This window comes from Paractinoplanes ovalisporus (assembly GCF_016834655.1).
Classification (GTDB): domain Bacteria; phylum Actinomycetota; class Actinomycetes; order Mycobacteriales; family Micromonosporaceae; genus Actinoplanes; species Actinoplanes ovalisporus.
In genome coordinates, this window is sequence record NZ_JAENHP010000001.1 from 1,295,592 (window position 1) to 1,309,778 (window position 14,187).

Genomic DNA, 14,187 nt, shown 5'->3' on the forward strand with positions numbered 1-14,187 from the left:
CCGTCGCCCGCGCCCGAACGCCGAGGCGTAACCCGACCCGTCCGCGCCATCGCCGCGCGCCGGAGCGCGAGACGGTCGCGCAGCACAGTCGATACCGGTTTGTGGGTCGGCCGTCCAAAAACACGTGCATTAGTGAACCTTTCTCTGACCATGGCCGTACTTCCTGGCGACGACCGCTGACGCCGTGGAGGTAGACCGATGCTTCGCCCGAACCTTGCCCGCCGAGCTGCGGTGGCCGTGGCCGCCGTCGTGGCGGCGCTGGCGACGACACCCGGCGCGGCCGTCGCCGACCCGGGACTGCCGACCCAGCTCAACGCGGCCGACATGTTGCTGCTCAACGGCGTACGGCAGGCCGGCCTGTGGGAGATCCCGGCCGGTCAGATGGCCGCCCAGCGCGGCAACACGAAAGTGGGACAGGTCGGCACGATGATCGCCGAGCAGCACGTGAAGCTCGATCAGCTGGTCGTCGACGCCGCCAACAAGCTCGGCGCGAGCATTCCCTCCACTCCGACCGCGGAGCAGCAGGGCTGGCTCGGCGAGATGCAGAACGCCAAGGGCCGCCAGTTCGACCAGATCTTCGTGACCCGCCTGCGGGCCGCTCACGGCAAGATCTTCCCGGTGATCGGGGCGGTCCGCGCCTCCACTCGCGACCCGATCGTCCGCAAGCTGGCCGACGACGCCAACATCTTCGTGATGAACCACATGAAGATGCTGGAGAGCACCGGCCTGGTCCAGTACGAACGTCTGCCCCCGGCCGCCCTCCCGCCGGCCCAGGACCTCTCCGCGCTCGCGATCGCCGAGGCCAACGCCGGTCTTACCCCGCCGGTCAGCACCACCGTTCTGGTGGGTGTGCTGGTGGTCATGCTGGGCGTGGCCGGGGTGACCGTGATGCGGATGGTGCGCGCACGCGGGTGATCAGCACGTGCCACAGTGTCCGGGTGACTTCGCAGCCGACGCTCTCCCCAGGCGAGGAGCCGACGCTCTCCCCGGGCGAGGAGCCGACGCTTTCCCCCGGTGAGGGGCCGACGCTCTCCCCGGGCGAGGAGCCGACGCTCTCGCCGGGCGAGGAAGAGGTGGTCGGTGCCCTGCTGGCGCTCAGCCGGGCCTTCGTCGGCCTGGCTGCCCGGTCACTGGCCGACCTCGACGAGGAGGTCACCCTCCCGCAGTACCGCACGCTGGTCTTCCTCGTCTCACACGGACCGCAGCGCATCGTCGATCTGGCCCACGAGCTGGGTGTCACGTCGTCCACGGCGACCCGCATGTGCAACCGCCTCGCCCGCAAGGAACTGGTCGCCCGGCAGGAACGCCCCGACGACCGGCGCGCGGCCTGGATCGTGCTCACCGACGGCGGCCGCGAGCTGGTGGGTGAGGTGATGCGGCGCCGGCGCACGGCCCTGGCCGAGATGATCACCGAGTTGTCGCTGACCCGGCCGCTCGGTCTGGCCGCGACCCTCAACGCGCTCGTGGAACTCACCGGCGAACTGCCCGACACCGAGTGGTGGCGGCGGTGGAAGACACCCTGACCGTCCGCGCCGGGCGGAAGGGCCGTGAGCTACGGCCCCTCCGCCACGCCGTCGTCGGCGATCGAGACCCGGGGCGGCACCCCCGAACCGGAACGCGGGAACTCCGGGTGCGGCTCGGGGGTGGGAACGGCCGGTCAGCGGCAGGTGGCGCCGCGGTTGAGGCAGGCCACGATGCGGTTCATGGTGCGGGACGAGTTCACGTTGACGAAGTCGTTGTGGTCGGAGAACGGGTTGTGGTCCTCCTCCGGGAACGAGTCGAGGGCGTACTGGCCCTTGGTCTGCACGTCCTGGGGAATGTCGTACGAGATGGTGATCCGCAGCTGGGGCACGGCCACGAAGCCCTCCGGGCAGGCCCCGGTGGTGCGGTCGGCGAACGCGACGTGGTCCCGGTGGTTGGCGCTGTCGGTGTTGCGGCCGTCCCAGCAGCCCGGGAAGTCCTGCAGCCGCTGAACCTGGCTCCCGGCCGGGCAGACCGGATAGCGGTCGGACAGCCGGTCCGCGAATCCGGAACACGTCCAGGTGGCGCGGGCGTTGGCCGGGCCCCGGCTGGAGGGCTTGGCGTCGCCGGTCAGCGCGCGCAGGAACCGGGGCATCGCGACGACCTGTCCGGTCGGGTTGCCGCGGTACTCGATGAGCACCGAAGCCGGCCGCACGATCGTGCCGGTGTTGCCGGGCAGCTCACGGTTCGGGCCCTGGGGGTCGGGCAGCGAGGTCGCGCCACCAGCAGGCGGGTTAGCACCACCAGCAGGCGGGGCCGACGGGCTGGCGCCACCGGGCGGGTTCGCGCTGCCACCAGGCGCGGGCGTGCCCTGGTGGCCGCCGCGTTGGTCGAGCGAGCAGCCGGCGAGCGTGCCGAGCCCGTCCGGCCGGGCGGCATAGCGTCCGATGGCAGCGGCGATCCGGTTGAGCGCGGCGGCCCGTTCCGCCCGCAGCGGCCCCAGAACGTCGCCGCGGCCGGTGATCAGCTGCTGGTTGGCCCGCGAGACCTGCCGGTCGAGGTCGGCCAGCGCCCGGTCGACATCGGCCAACGCCCGGCGCGGCACGCCGGGGAGCCGGTCCCGGACGTTCGGGCACCGCACGATCGGGTTGGCCCGCCCGGCGTCGCCCCGGCCACCGTGCAGGCTCGCGTGGATGGCGTCGTAGCTGACGTCGCAGTCGGTCAGCGAGACCAGGCCGGCCGGGCGCCGTCCACCGGCGGACCGGATCATCTCGCTGATGTCGGCCAGGGCGGCCGTACGACCGGCGCTCAGTCCTTGCAGCACCTCACGGTTCACCGCCGGGTTCACGCCCCGGACGGTCAGCACCCGCCGGTTGGCCGCGACCTCGGCGCGGTCGAGGTCGGCCAGCCGCGCGTCGACGGCGGTCTTCACCGAGGCCGGCACGGCGGGCAGCTTCGAGCGGACCGACGGGCAGACCACCGAGCCCGAGGTGGCGGCGAGGGCCCGCTGGACGTCACCTTCGCCCCGCACCGAGCGGTCGATGCGCACCACCGGCCAGAAGTAGGACGACCGGTCGCCGTTGCGGCAGGTGGTGCCGGCCGCGGCCAGGTCGGCGTCGGAGGAGTCGGCGGTGATGGCGAGGTTGCCGACGAAGTCGTGCAGGTGCTCGGCGCCGTTGCGGATCCCCGGCTGGGCGACCGGGTTGTCGGGGCTGAACTTGCCGTTCCGGTTGACCCCGCAGTCCACGGTGAACCGGCCGGTGGCGGCGCCGGGGCCGGGTTTCGGCGCCGCGACGTTGGGCCGGACGTCCTGGATCGGGACGTAGTCCGACAGCCGGGTCGCGGCGTCCGCCGTGCCCTTGCCGCCGCTGGAGACGAAGGTGACGGTCAACGCCCCGGTCGCCGCCAGCACGGCCGCGGCCAGCGCCAGCCGTACGGTCCTCGCCTTCGATGACGGCGGCCGCCACCGGCGTGTCCTCAGCGTCCTCATGGTTTCTCCTCGTTCGCGATGCCCGGCCCGTCGCGGCGCCGGCTGGCGAAGTCGGGTACGGCGACCGAGGGCCCGGCCGATCGACGCGCGGCGGTCACGTCACCGGTCCGTAAGGACTTGGGGGCCGGAAGCCCAGGAGGCCGGGAGCCGAGGGGCCGGAAGCCCAAGAGGCCGGGAGCCGAGGGGCCGGAAGCCCAGGAGGCCGGGAACCTAGGGGGCCGGGGGCCTAGGGTGGGCGGCGTGGACCGGCTCACCATCAAGGACGTGGCGCGGGCGGCCGGGGTGCATCCGGCGACGGCCTCGCGGGCGCTCAACCCGCTGCTGCCCGGCCGGATCAGCGCGGAGACGACGGCACGCGTCGTACAGGCGGCGACCGAACTCGGCTATGTGGTCGACCCGGTCGGCCGGTCGCTGCGCAGCCGCCGCTCGGGCACCGTCGGCGTGCTGGTGCCCGACCTGCTCAACCCGTTCTATCCGCCGGTCGTGCGGGGCGTGCAGGACGTGCTTCGCGACCACGGTCTCGAGGCCCTGCTGGCCAGCACGGACAACGACGTACGGCGGGAATCTGATCTGCTCGAGGTCTTCCGCGCCCGGCGGTGCGACGGCTATGTGATCGCCTCGGCCGGACGACCGGACGCCCCGGTCGCGGCGCTGGTCGGCGAGGGCGTGCCGGTGGTGCTGGTGAACCGGCTGACCGAGGCCACCGCGCCCAGCGTGACCAGCGACGACGCCCGCGGGATCGGCCAGGCCGTGGACCATCTGCGCGGGCTCGGGCACACCGCGATCGGGCACCTGGCCGGGCCGACCGCCGTCTCGGTCACCGCGGTGCGGGAGCAGGCCTACCGGGCGGCCCTGCGCGGCGCCGGGATCACGCCGCGGCGGTCGTGGGTCGTGCGCGCCGGGCAGTACACCGCGGCCGCCGGCCGGCTCGCCTGCCACAAGCTGCTGGACCGGGGCGAGGTGACGGCGGTGCTGGCGGGCAACGACCTGATCGCGGTCGGCTGCTACGCCGCGATCGCCGAGCGCGGCCTGCGCTGCCCGCAGGACGTGTCGCTGGTCGGCATCAACGACATGCCGCTGGCCGAGTGGCTGCGGCCGGCGTTGACGACGGTCGCCATCGACCAGGCGGAACTGGGCCGGCAGGCGGCCCGGCTGATCGTGGACCGCATCGCCGACCCCGCGGCCGCCGTCGAGCACGTCTCGGTCACCACCGAGCTGGTGGTCAGGGAATCCACGGCTCCAGCTCGGCCCGCAGCACGCTCTTCGGCCTGACCCCGAGCATGCGGTGCACCGGCTCGCCGTCGACGAACAGGATCAGCGCCGGCAGGCCGGACACCTCGTAGCGGCGGGCCGTCGCCGGGTTGTCGTCCACGTCGACCGCGAGGACGGTGAGGCGGCTCGCCAACTCGGCCTCCAGCGCTTCGAGGACCGGGGCGAGCTGCCGACACGGGCCGCACCAGTCGGCCCGGAAGTCGACCAGCACGGTGCCGCCGGCCAGAACCTCGGTCGCGAACCCGGCGTCGGTGGTCGCCCTCATGACGCCGTCATCGACTCGGCGACCTCCGGGGCCAGCCCGGCGGTGTTGTCCCGGCCGAGCTCGCCGTGGCGGATCCCCAGGGTCTTGAGGAACTTCTGCTGCCCCATCGTGAGACCGATGAAATAGCCGAGCTCGACGATCTCGGGCTCGGTGAAGTGTTCGTGCAGCTGTTCCCAGACGGCGTCGTCGGCCATCGACGGTTCCCAGGCGATCGCCTCGGCCAGCAGCAGCGCTGCCTTCTCGCGGCCGGAGAAGCGCTCGGACCGGCGGAACTCGATCACGTCGTCGAACTCGCGCTCGGTCAGGTCGGTGAGGTGTGACCGCTGCCCCGCGCAGTATCCGCAGTCCAGCGACTTGGCGACGAACACCCGGGCCAGTTCCTTGATGTTGTGGTCGAGCACGCCCTCGCGGAACACCTCCTGCCACGAGCGGTTGAAGGTGCGCAACACGGCCGGGACGTGCGCGCGGATGGCCTGGCTCTCCAGCCGCGGCGTGCCGTAGCGCCGGGAGTCCTCCAGATAGCCGGCCAGCTCGGGGTCGGTGATCGAGGCGGGGTCGACATAACTGATCCGGGGCATGGCGCCCTCCGTACGTCGTGGCAATCGATTGCCACCATCGTGCCCCCGCCCTCCCGGACGGTCAAGAGCGGGACCGGCCGGGAGGGGAAAACGGGCTGCTCAGGGCAGGTCGGCCGGCCGCAGCACCCGGTCGATGCCATGCGCGATCTGACGGTTGCCCTTGTTCAGATCGAAACGGACCACGCGCGGGTCGCGGTCGTTGCGGTCGGCGTCGATCAGCTTGACCCGCTTCCAGCACACGCCGGAGACGTCCACCTTCACGGCGGCGCCCGCAGCCGTCTTCAGGCGAGCGCCGTCCGACTTCAGCGCCGCCTTCCGGTCGATCGTGGCGCCCGGCACCACGTGGTACAGCAGAATGCCCTCGACCGTGCCGATGCCGAGCCCGGCGACGGCGGTGAACGCGGCCTTCTCGCCCGGCAGCCGCTTGCTCCGCTGCAGGTCGGCCACCAGGATCTGGAAGGCGCGGTCGTTCGGCACGAACGCGGTCAGCGCGACCTTGCCGTCGGTCAGCACCTTGACCGGGCTGGACGGCTTGGCCTTGAGCACGGCGAGAACCGCGGCGGTCAGGATGTCGTAGTCGTTGCCGTTGCGGTCGAAGCCGCTCTTGTCGGCGGTCAGCACCGCGGCCAGCGACTTCGTGCCCAGCGGCTTGGGTTTGCCGTGGGCGGCGGCCGGCGAGGCGCTCAGGGTGCAGGCGACCAGGGCGGCACTGACGACGGCGGCGGCTCGGGTGATCCTCATGGTCTGAATTCCTTTCCCGTACGGGGTGATGGCGGCACTGCCATCACCCCGTCCTTCGCCCGTCGTCGATGCCGTGGATGCACTCAGGACGTCAGGGTTCCGCGCAGCAGGCTGCGGCCCGAATGCGCGGCGTCGCCGTCGTGCGGCTCGTCGCTGATGTCCACCAGCCGGTAGCGGTTGAGGTCGGTGCCGGGTGGCACCGGCAGCACCGCGTCGGGCCGGTCGGTGAGGCTGCCCAGGGCCACCATCCGGCTGAGGTCGTCCGGGTCGATGAGCCACACCTCGTGGAAGCCGGTGGTCAGCGGCAGGTTGCGCACGTCGATGCTCATCTTCCCATCGGCCAGCACCCGGACGCTGCCCCCGGCGTCGGCCGGAACCGTGGCCAGGGGCTTCAGGGTGGCCCGGGCCGTGACCTGCTCGGCCGCGGACCGGTCGACGACCCGTTCCACGACGACCGTGCCCGCGACCGCGACCACCGCCGCCGCCGCGGCGATGACCGCCGTGGTGACCCAGCGGGGACGGCGCCGACGGGTGCGGGCGCGGACCGGAGAGACGATGCCGGCCTCGATGGCCCGCCACACGTGCTCCGGCGGCGGAGGCAGGTCGCGCAGATCCTGGGCCTCGCTGCCGAGGCCGGCGACGCCGCGGAACGCGTCGAGCTCGTGCCGGCAGTCGGCGCAGCCCGCGAGGTGCTCCGACTCCCCCGGGTCCCGCGGTTCGTCAGAGAGCGCGAGTAGGACCAGCCGATCGGGATCCAGATGCCGCACCGTCCACCTCCCATCGACGTCGCAGGTTCGCCATTCCACGCCGGATATGGCTCTTGACCGTGCCCAGGGGCAAGCCGGTCACGGTCGCTATCTGGTGGTGGGTCAGGTCGTCGAAGAATGCCAGTTCGAGGGTGCGCCGTTGCTCCTCGGGCAGCCGGCCCAGCTCGTCGGCCACGACCAGCCGGTCGACGACCCGTTCCGGGGTCTCGAGCCCGTCGGGCGGGGCGAGCTGGGCCCGTACGGACTCGGTCACCCGGGTGTCGCGGGCGGCCGAGCGCAGGCGGTCGACGGCCTTGCGCCGGGCGATCCCGAGCAGCCAGCCCAGCATCGTGCCGCGCTGCGGGTCGAAACCGTCGCGCCCGGTCCACGCGGCGACGAACGTCACCTGGGTGACGTCCTCGGCGTCGGCCCGGTTGCCGAGCAGGCGCTGCGCCAGATAGAGCACCGCGGCACCGTGCCGTTCGTACGCCGTCCGTAAAGCTTTCTCGTCGCCGTCGCGTAACCGCTCGGCGAGCTCGTCGTCGGAGTTCATCGACCTCCTTCCGCGCAGGGGTTCAGGAGGTGTTCGGAGCCGAGGGGGTGGTTGGATGCGTCCGGATTTCGCTGCATCCACCGGGCGGGGGCGAAACGAAGGACCGGGCGTACGCATTCACGGAGATCTGCTGGAGGAGAACCGATGCGCATCCTGAGTCCCCGACGTGCGGTCGCGGCCGGGGCGGTCACGCTGATCGCCCTCGGCACCACCGCCGCCTTCACGTCCGCTCCCGCCTATGCCCGGGCGAACGCGCAGGTGACGGTGGTCCACGGCATCCCGGGCCAGCCGGTGGACGTCTACGTCAACGGCAAGAAGACGCTGCCCGGGTTCCAGCCGGGCAAGGTCGCGGGCCCGTTGAGCCTGCCCGCCGGGAGCTACGACATCGCGCTCACCAAGCCGGGCGACGCCATCGGCAACGCGCTGTTGAAGGTGGACGACGCCGAGGTTCCGGGCGACCGCAACATCAGCCTGGTGGCGCACCTGACCGCGGACGGCAAGCCGGCCCTGACCCCGTTCGTCAACGACACCGCGAGGCTCCCGGCCGGTCAGGCCCGCCTGATCGTGCGGCACGCCGCCGCCGCGCCCGCGGTCGACGTGCGGGCCGGCGGGAAGCCGGTCTTCTCCGGCGTGACCAACGGCAAGGAGGGCAAGGCCGACCTGGACGCCGGGACGGTCTCGGCCGACGTGGTGCTGGCCGGCACGCAGACCCGGGTGCTGGGCCCGGCCGACCTCGACCTGAAGGAGGGCACGGCGACCGTCGTCTACGCCGTCGGGTCGGCCGAGGACAAGACGCTCGACCTCGTGACCCAGAGCATCACCGGCCTGCACTCGGCGCCGGGCGGGGTGCCCTCGGGCGACGGCGGCCGGGCCGACCGGGGGATGTCGCTGCCCTGGTACGGCGTGGGCGCGGCCGGCCTCCTGCTGTTCCTGCTGGGGCTGGCCCGGCAGCGGCCCCGCCGGCGATGAGAGTGGGGCGCGCCCTGCCTTTGATCGTCGCGGGCGTCGTCCTGGTGGTGGCCACGCTCGTCGTGGCCACCCGCTCCCGGCCCGCAGCCGATTTCGCGGTGCCGGCGCCCGCATCGGCCCCGTCCACGTCAACGTCCACACCGATACCCGCGCCGACGGTCTCTCGGGAAACGGCGCCCGTACGGCTTCGGATAGCGGCCCTGGATCTGAACGCGACGGTGGACGCGGTCGGTGTGGATCCGCGTACGGGCGATTTCGCCGTGCCGCCGAGCGTCGACCGGGTCGGCTGGTACAAGTTCGGCCCGGGTTTCGCGGCGACGGCCGGTTCCATCGTGATCGCCGGACACGTGGACAGCGCGGCCCAGGGCGAGGGCGCGTTCTTCGGGCTCGGCGAGCTGCGGCCGGGCGACGTGGTGACGCTGACCGGGCCGGGCGGCGGTCGGGAACGGGTGTTCGAGGTGACGGCCCGGCAGCGCTACCGCAAGACGGCGATCCCGCTCGACCGGTATTTCGCCCGCGACGGCGAGGTCCGCCTGACCCTGATCACCTGTGGCGGGCCGTTCGACGCCGAGACCCGGCACTACCGCGACAACGTGGTCGTCACCGCCGTCCCGGCCTAGCTGTTGCGGGCCTCCCAGGTGAACGTCGCCGAGGCGGCGGCGCTCTGGGAGGTGTCGGGGGTCGAGCTGTCGACGGTGATGGTGAAGCGGTAGGTGCGCGAGACCGGCCCGGTCCACGACGCCAGGGCCGAGGGGACCCCGGCCGCGTACGTGGTCGGGAAGACGCTCAGCAGGTCCGACGCGGCGCCCGGGTGGGTCGCGGAGTCCCAGATCGTGGTGGCGCCGGCGAAGCCCGAGCAGCCGAACGTGCCCGACGTGCCCTCCTCGACCTTGACGTGCAGATAGTTGCGCAGGCCGGTGCCGCCCGGCCCGTTGCTGTCGCCGGTGGCCGAGGCGTAGAGCGCCACGGTCGACGCCAGCGAGCCGGTGTAGGTCACGCGGACGCAGTTGACCACGCTCTGGCCCGGTTTCAGCGTGCCCGCGTTGATCTGGTTGGCGCCGGCGCCCGAGGTGACGAACATGGCGCTGCCGGAGTCGTCGTCGGCCAGGACCACGCTGCCCACCGACCAGTTGTTGCCGGTGTTGTTGGTGGTGCTGGAGAAGGTGGAGTAGCTCGTGCTGAGAACGATGGCCCCGGCGGAGAGCAGCCCGGCGATGACCGCGACGACGGTGACCCGTTGCCCGGCCGATCGCGGTGGCGCCGGCGTCCGATGTCGTCCCATGCTCAGCGCCGCCCCGAGTCGACCAGGTCGCGGTAGCGGTAATCGGCGTCCAGGGGCGCGCCGATCACCCCGGCCGCGGGGCGCCGGCCCGACCCCGTACGGGAAGAGGGTCCTTTGGGTTGCCAGGCGGCCAGAAGCAGCACGAGAAGGCCGAAGGCGGCCGCGGGCAGGAAACGGCCCTGCTCGATCCAGACGTACGGCCGGCCGATCACGGGCACGCGCAGCCGGGGCGTCCCGCGCAGGTGGTCCATCGGCACCGGGGTGCTGTCCTCGTCCCGGTTCGCGTCGCCCTTGAGGATCATGCGGCCCTGGTCGTCGTAGCGCCTCAGCCGGTGCACCAGAAGCTCACCGGGACGGGCCGGATCCGCGACCAGCACCACCGTCCCGGGCGTGGGAGGCGCGGTGCCCTCGCGGATCGGGGCCGCCGAGACGACGTCGCCCGGGTGGATCCCCGGTTCCATCGACCCGGAGACGACCACGGTGCACGTCCAGCCCAGCAGGATCGGTGCGACGGCGATGACGAGCATCCCCACCACGCAGGCGAGCACGGCGTCGCGCGCGATGAGGAGCACATCGAGCACGTGCGACCTGGCTGTCGCCCACTGTCCCTGCGGCAAGGCCCGTCTCTCCGTCCCGTGACCGGCTTTCCTCTCATCCGTTCGGCGGGATCGCGCCGGGACTGAGCCTCAGCCCACGGCGTACGTGCTGAATCGTCCGACCGCCAACCGTGTCGGTTTCCGTTCGGCCCGGCGACGGCCGGTCTTGGCGCCGGCCTCTGAGCGCCGCTCAGGGAACCACACTGGGCGCAGCTCTGATAGACATCGTTCATGATAAATATGCTGGCGTCGGCCGTCGTCCCGATCCTGTTCGCCGGCGGGCTCGCCGCCCCGGCCCCGCTCACGATTCGCGGCGAGTTGCTGCCGCTGCCGGCCGGCGCCGCCTCCGGCACGGCGGTCGACGTCTCCCCGCTCGGGGTGGTCGCCGGCACCGCCCAGGAACTTCCGCAGCGCTGGGTCGAACTGCCCCGGGTGGGCTGGGTGCGGCAGCCGCTGGCCCTGCCCGAGGGCGCGACCGCCGGCACGGTCACCGGTGTCACCGATCTGGGCGCGGCGGCGGGCGCGGTCACCGTCGACGGCTCCTCGCGGGCCGCGCGCTGGTCGCTCGACGGGCGGTCGGCGGCCCTCGTTCCCGGCACGCGCGTCGACGCGGTCGGCCCGCGCGGCACCCTGGGGGTGTACACGGCGGGCGCGGAACCCATGGGCGAGTCCGATCTGGTCGCCCGCGACGGCGGCCGGATCCCGTTGCGCGGCACCGCTGAGCTCGATGCGGGCTACCGCCGTACGGTGGCCTCGGTCGGAGGCCCGGCCACGGCGGTGGTCTGGGTGACCGACGGCATCGGCAAGGGCACCACCGCCCGCCCGGTGTTGTGGCGGGCGGGCGCGACGCTCCGCCTTCCGGTGTTCAGCTCGTTCCTGCTCTCCACCGCCTGCGTCACCCGGGTGCTGCCCGACGGCACGGTCGTCTCCAGCGGCTACTCCAACGACGGCGGCACCATCGCCTTCGTCCTCACCAAGCACGTCGGCGGGGTGCCCGGCACCGATGTCGAGCTCAGCCGCGCCACCCAGACGGGCGGGCAGTTCGCGAGCCTCACCTGCGATTCGACCCAGTCCTCGCGGAACGCCCTGGCGACCGACGGGGGCATCGCCGGCAACGTCCAGCAGCAGGCCGCGTACTGGAATCCGGCCGGTGAGGTGCGGCTGGTCCCGTACGCCGAGGGCGAGCGCGCCTCGACGGGGGTCGCGGCTGCCACCGGGGGCCGCATGATCGTCCGGGCCGAGCACGAGGACGGCACCCTGAGCTACTCGTCGTGGCGGGCCGGTGTCCGCACGCCGCTGACCGCACCCGAGGGATGGTCGATCGCCTCGGTGGTCGAGCTGACCGACGCCGGTCTGCTGGTGGCCAATGTCCGCAACGCCGACGGCGTCCTCCGCCCCGCGGCGTGGCACCTGCGCTGACCACAAGCGACGGCCGGCCCGGCACCCACATGGGGCACCGGGCCGGCCGTCGTCAAAGGGGTCAGGCCGCCGCGACCAGACCGCTGGAGACCGGCTCCAGCGCCGTCTCCAGGATCTCCCGGACGTCGGCGACGATGTGCACGGTCAGCGCGGCCAGCACGTCGGCCGGCACGTCGTCGAGGTCGGGCTCGTTGCGCTGAGGCAGGTAGACCTCGGTGAGCCCGGCCCGCTGGGCGGCCAGCAGCTTCTGCTTCACGCCACCGATCGGCAGCACCCGGCCGGTCAGCGACACCTCACCGGTCATGCCGACCTCGGCCCGCACGTTGCGGCCGAGCAACAGCGAGACCAGCGCGGTGGTCATGGTGACACCGGCCGACGGCCCGTCCTTGGGCACCGCGCCCGCCGGCACGTGCAGGTGGATCGGGTGGTCGAGCTGCTCGGGCGAGATGCCGAGCTCCTCGGCGTGGGCCCGCACGTAGGAGAGGGCGATCTGCGCCGACTCCTTCATCACGTCACCGAGCTGGCCGGTGACCGACAGCCCGCCCTTGTCGCCGGGCAGCAGCGACGCCTCGATGTAGAGCACGTCACCGCCCATCCCGGTCACGGCCAGGCCGGTGGCGACCCCGGGCACGGCCGTCCGCTCGGACGACTCGGGCATGAAGCGCGGGCGCCCGATCAGGTCCTTGAGGTCGTCGGCGCCGACGGTGACGGGCAGGTCGGACAGGGCCGCCTTGCGGAACGCCTTGGCCAGCAGGCGCTCGAACGACCGTACACCGGCCTCCCGGGTGTAGTTGGCGGCGATCTCGCGCAGGGCCTCCTCGGTGATCGTCACCTCCTCCTCGGAGAGCGCCGCGCGGGACAGCTGGCGGGGCACGAGGAAGTCGCGGGCGATGGCGACCTTGTCGCTCTCGGTGTAGCCGTCGATCGGGATGAGCTCCATCCGGTCGAACAGCGCCTGCGGGATCGTCTCGAGCACGTTGGCCGTTGCGATGAACACCACATCGGACAGGTCGAGATCGAGATCGAGGTAGTGGTCGCGGAACGTGTGGTTCTGGGCCGGGTCCAGCACCTCCAGCAGCGCCGCGGCCGGGTCGCCCCGGTAGTCGCTGCCGACCTTGTCGACCTCGTCGAGCAGCACGACCGGGTTCATCGAGCCCGATTCGCGGATGGCGCGCACGATGCGGCCGGGAAGGGCGCCGACGTACGTACGACGGTGGCCGCGGATCTCCGCCTCGTCGCGCACGCCACCCAGGGCGACCCGCACGAACTTGCGGCCCAGGGTCCGCGCGACCGACTCGCCCAGCGAGGTCTTGCCGACCCCGGGCGGACCGGCCAGCAGGATCACCGCACCGGAACCGCGGCCGCCGATCGTCTCCAGGTGACGCGCCTCGCGGCGGGCCCGCACACCCAGGTATTCGACGATGCGGTCCTTCACCTCGTCCAGGCCGTGGTGGTCGGCGTCGAGCACCGCCCGGGCCGCGACCAGGTCGGTGTTGTCGGTGGTGCGCACGGTCCAGGGCAGGTCGAGAACCGTGTCGAGCCAGGTGCGGATCCAGCCCGCCTCGGGGTTCTGGTCGCCGGCCCGTTCGAGCTTGCCGACCTCGCGCAGCGCCGCCTCGCGCACGGCGTCGGGCAGGTCGGCCGCCTCGACCCGGGCCCGGTAGTCGTCGGTGCCCTCGGCCTGGTCCTCGCCGAGCTCCTTGCGGATGGCCTTGAGCTGCTCGCGCAGCAGGTATTCGCGGTTGCGCTTCTCGACCGACTCGCGGACGTCGTGCTCGATCTTGTCGCTGACCTCGGACTCGGCCAGGAAGTCGCCGGTCCACTCGATCAGCAGGCGGAGGCGGGCTTCGACGTCCGGGGTCTCCAGCAGCTCACGCTTGCGGTCGTTGGCCAGATAGGGCGCCCAGCCCGCGGTGTCGGCCAGGTCACCCGGGTCGTCGATGGCGCTGACCGAGTCGATGACCTGCCACGCCTCGCGGCGCTGCAGCACCGAGACCACGAGCTTCTTGTACTCGGCGGCCAGTTCGCGGGTCTGGTCGGTCGCGGGGACGGCCTCGACCGGCTCGACCTCGACCCACAGGGCCGCGCCGGGCCCGGTCACGCCGCCGCCGATGCGGGCGCGGTCACCGGTGCGCAGAACGGCGGCCGGGGTGCCGCCGCGGGACTTGCCGACCTGCTTGACGCTCGCCACCACACCGTGGGTCGCGTAGCGGTCCTCGAGCCGGGGCGCGATGAGCAGCTCGGACGCGGCCGAGGTGCGGGCGGCGTCGACGGCGGCCTGGGCCGCCTCGTCCAGTTCGACCGGCACGACCATG

Annotated in this window: 15 protein-coding genes; 6 read left to right on the forward strand and 9 right to left on the reverse strand. The window is 72.8% G+C overall.

Annotated elements, in window-relative coordinates:
• The first annotated feature begins 198 nt into the window (after positions 1-198).
• Positions 199-915 carry a DUF4142 domain-containing protein gene (locus tag JIG36_RS05880; RefSeq protein ID WP_203374921.1) on the forward strand — a complete coding sequence of 239 codons (717 nt, stop codon included), beginning with the start codon at positions 199-201 and terminating at the stop codon, positions 913-915.
• A 23-nt stretch (positions 916-938) separates the two neighbouring features.
• The gene (locus JIG36_RS51605) at positions 939-1,523 is read left to right on the forward strand and encodes a MarR family transcriptional regulator (RefSeq protein ID WP_203374922.1); all 585 of its coding nucleotides are present in this window, start codon (positions 939-941) and stop codon (positions 1,521-1,523) included.
• A 134-nt stretch (positions 1,524-1,657) separates the two neighbouring features.
• On the opposite strand, the gene JIG36_RS05890 is transcribed toward JIG36_RS51605, so the two are convergent.
• Positions 1,658-3,451 (reverse strand): DUF1996 domain-containing protein, encoded by a 1,794-nt coding sequence (locus JIG36_RS05890; RefSeq protein WP_203374923.1) that lies wholly within the window; start codon positions 3,449-3,451, stop codon positions 1,658-1,660.
• A gap of 240 nt (positions 3,452-3,691) precedes the next feature.
• Here JIG36_RS05890 and JIG36_RS05895 point away from each other — a divergent pair, with 240 nt between their 5' ends.
• Positions 3,692-4,723 (forward strand): LacI family DNA-binding transcriptional regulator, encoded by a 1,032-nt coding sequence (locus JIG36_RS05895; protein WP_203374924.1) that lies wholly within the window; start codon positions 3,692-3,694, stop codon positions 4,721-4,723.
• Here JIG36_RS05895 and JIG36_RS05900 read toward each other — a convergent pair.
• The 5 genes from JIG36_RS05900 to JIG36_RS05920 all read right to left on the reverse strand — a co-directional run bounded on the left by JIG36_RS05900 (position 4,674) and on the right by JIG36_RS05920 (position 7,606).
• Positions 4,674-4,988 (reverse strand): thioredoxin family protein, encoded by a 315-nt coding sequence (locus JIG36_RS05900; RefSeq protein ID WP_203374925.1) that lies wholly within the window; start codon positions 4,986-4,988, stop codon positions 4,674-4,676. The genes JIG36_RS05895 and JIG36_RS05900 overlap by 50 nt on opposite strands.
• On the reverse strand, positions 4,985-5,566 hold the full coding sequence (locus JIG36_RS05905) for a carboxymuconolactone decarboxylase family protein (RefSeq protein ID WP_203374926.1): 582 nt from the start codon (positions 5,564-5,566) through the stop codon (positions 4,985-4,987). The genes JIG36_RS05900 and JIG36_RS05905 overlap by 4 nt, the downstream gene beginning before the upstream one ends.
• Before the next feature lie 99 nt (positions 5,567-5,665).
• Positions 5,666-6,307, reverse strand: a complete 642-nt coding sequence (locus JIG36_RS05910) for a fasciclin domain-containing protein (protein ID WP_203374927.1) — start codon at positions 6,305-6,307, stop codon at positions 5,666-5,668.
• 83 nt (positions 6,308-6,390) lie between these two features.
• Entirely contained in the window at positions 6,391-7,074 is a 684-nt protein-coding gene (locus tag JIG36_RS05915) for an anti-sigma factor (RefSeq protein ID WP_203374928.1), read from the reverse strand.
• Entirely contained in the window at positions 7,028-7,606 is a 579-nt protein-coding gene (locus tag JIG36_RS05920) for an RNA polymerase sigma factor (RefSeq protein WP_203374929.1), read from the reverse strand. The genes JIG36_RS05915 and JIG36_RS05920 overlap by 47 nt, the downstream gene beginning before the upstream one ends.
• A gap of 144 nt (positions 7,607-7,750) precedes the next feature.
• Between JIG36_RS05920 and JIG36_RS05925 the strand changes: the two genes are divergently transcribed.
• Together JIG36_RS05925 and JIG36_RS05930 are read left to right on the forward strand one after the other, a co-directional pair.
• Positions 7,751-8,575, forward strand: a complete 825-nt coding sequence (locus JIG36_RS05925) for a DUF4397 domain-containing protein (protein ID WP_203374930.1) — start codon at positions 7,751-7,753, stop codon at positions 8,573-8,575.
• Positions 8,572-9,195, forward strand: coding sequence for a class F sortase (locus JIG36_RS05930; protein ID WP_203374931.1), 624 nt, complete (start codon positions 8,572-8,574; stop codon positions 9,193-9,195). The genes JIG36_RS05925 and JIG36_RS05930 overlap by 4 nt, the downstream gene beginning before the upstream one ends.
• On the opposite strand, the gene JIG36_RS05935 is transcribed toward JIG36_RS05930, so the two are convergent.
• On the reverse strand, positions 9,192-9,857 hold the full coding sequence (locus tag JIG36_RS05935; protein ID WP_203374932.1) for a hypothetical protein: 666 nt from the start codon (positions 9,855-9,857) through the stop codon (positions 9,192-9,194). The genes JIG36_RS05930 and JIG36_RS05935 overlap by 4 nt on opposite strands.
• A 2-nt stretch (positions 9,858-9,859) precedes the next feature.
• On the reverse strand, positions 9,860-10,438 hold the full coding sequence (locus JIG36_RS05940; RefSeq protein WP_203374933.1) for a S26 family signal peptidase: 579 nt from the start codon (positions 10,436-10,438) through the stop codon (positions 9,860-9,862).
• A gap of 246 nt (positions 10,439-10,684) precedes the next feature.
• Here JIG36_RS05940 and JIG36_RS05945 point away from each other — a divergent pair, with 246 nt between their 5' ends.
• Complete coding sequence (locus JIG36_RS05945; RefSeq protein ID WP_203374934.1) at positions 10,685-11,872, forward strand: hypothetical protein; 1,188 nt, start codon at positions 10,685-10,687, stop codon at positions 11,870-11,872.
• A 61-nt stretch (positions 11,873-11,933) separates the two neighbouring features.
• Here the strand turns inward: JIG36_RS05945 and lon are convergent, their stop codons facing one another.
• Positions 11,934-14,186: an endopeptidase La gene (lon, locus tag JIG36_RS05950; protein WP_236045964.1), complete on the reverse strand. Its 2,253-nt coding sequence runs from the start codon at positions 14,184-14,186 to the stop codon at positions 11,934-11,936.
• Between the last annotated feature and the right edge of the window lies 1 nt (position 14,187).

Bases quoted from the DNA above. Each gene is read 5' to 3' on its own strand.
- JIG36_RS05880 (WP_203374921.1), top strand. From the start codon at position 199: ATGCTTCGCCCGAACCTTGCCCGCCGAGCTGCGGTGGCCGTGGCCGCC.
- JIG36_RS05890 (WP_203374923.1), bottom strand. From the start codon at position 3,451: ATGAGGACGCTGAGGACACGCCGGTGGCGGCCGCCGTCATCGAAGGCG.
- JIG36_RS05900 (WP_203374925.1), bottom strand. From the start codon at position 4,988: ATGAGGGCGACCACCGACGCCGGGTTCGCGACCGAGGTTCTGGCCGGC.
- JIG36_RS05905 (WP_203374926.1), bottom strand. From the start codon at position 5,566: ATGCCCCGGATCAGTTATGTCGACCCCGCCTCGATCACCGACCCCGAG.
- JIG36_RS05910 (WP_203374927.1), bottom strand. From the start codon at position 6,307: ATGAGGATCACCCGAGCCGCCGCCGTCGTCAGTGCCGCCCTGGTCGCC.
- JIG36_RS05920 (WP_203374929.1), bottom strand. From the start codon at position 7,606: ATGAACTCCGACGACGAGCTCGCCGAGCGGTTACGCGACGGCGACGAG.
- JIG36_RS05925 (WP_203374930.1), top strand. From the start codon at position 7,751: ATGCGCATCCTGAGTCCCCGACGTGCGGTCGCGGCCGGGGCGGTCACG.
- JIG36_RS05930 (WP_203374931.1), top strand. From the start codon at position 8,572: ATGAGAGTGGGGCGCGCCCTGCCTTTGATCGTCGCGGGCGTCGTCCTG.
- JIG36_RS05935 (WP_203374932.1), bottom strand. From the start codon at position 9,857: ATGGGACGACATCGGACGCCGGCGCCACCGCGATCGGCCGGGCAACGG.
- JIG36_RS05945 (WP_203374934.1), top strand. From the start codon at position 10,685: ATGATAAATATGCTGGCGTCGGCCGTCGTCCCGATCCTGTTCGCCGGC.
- lon (WP_236045964.1), bottom strand. From the start codon at position 14,186: ATGGTCGTGCCGGTCGAACTGGACGAGGCGGCCCAGGCCGCCGTCGAC.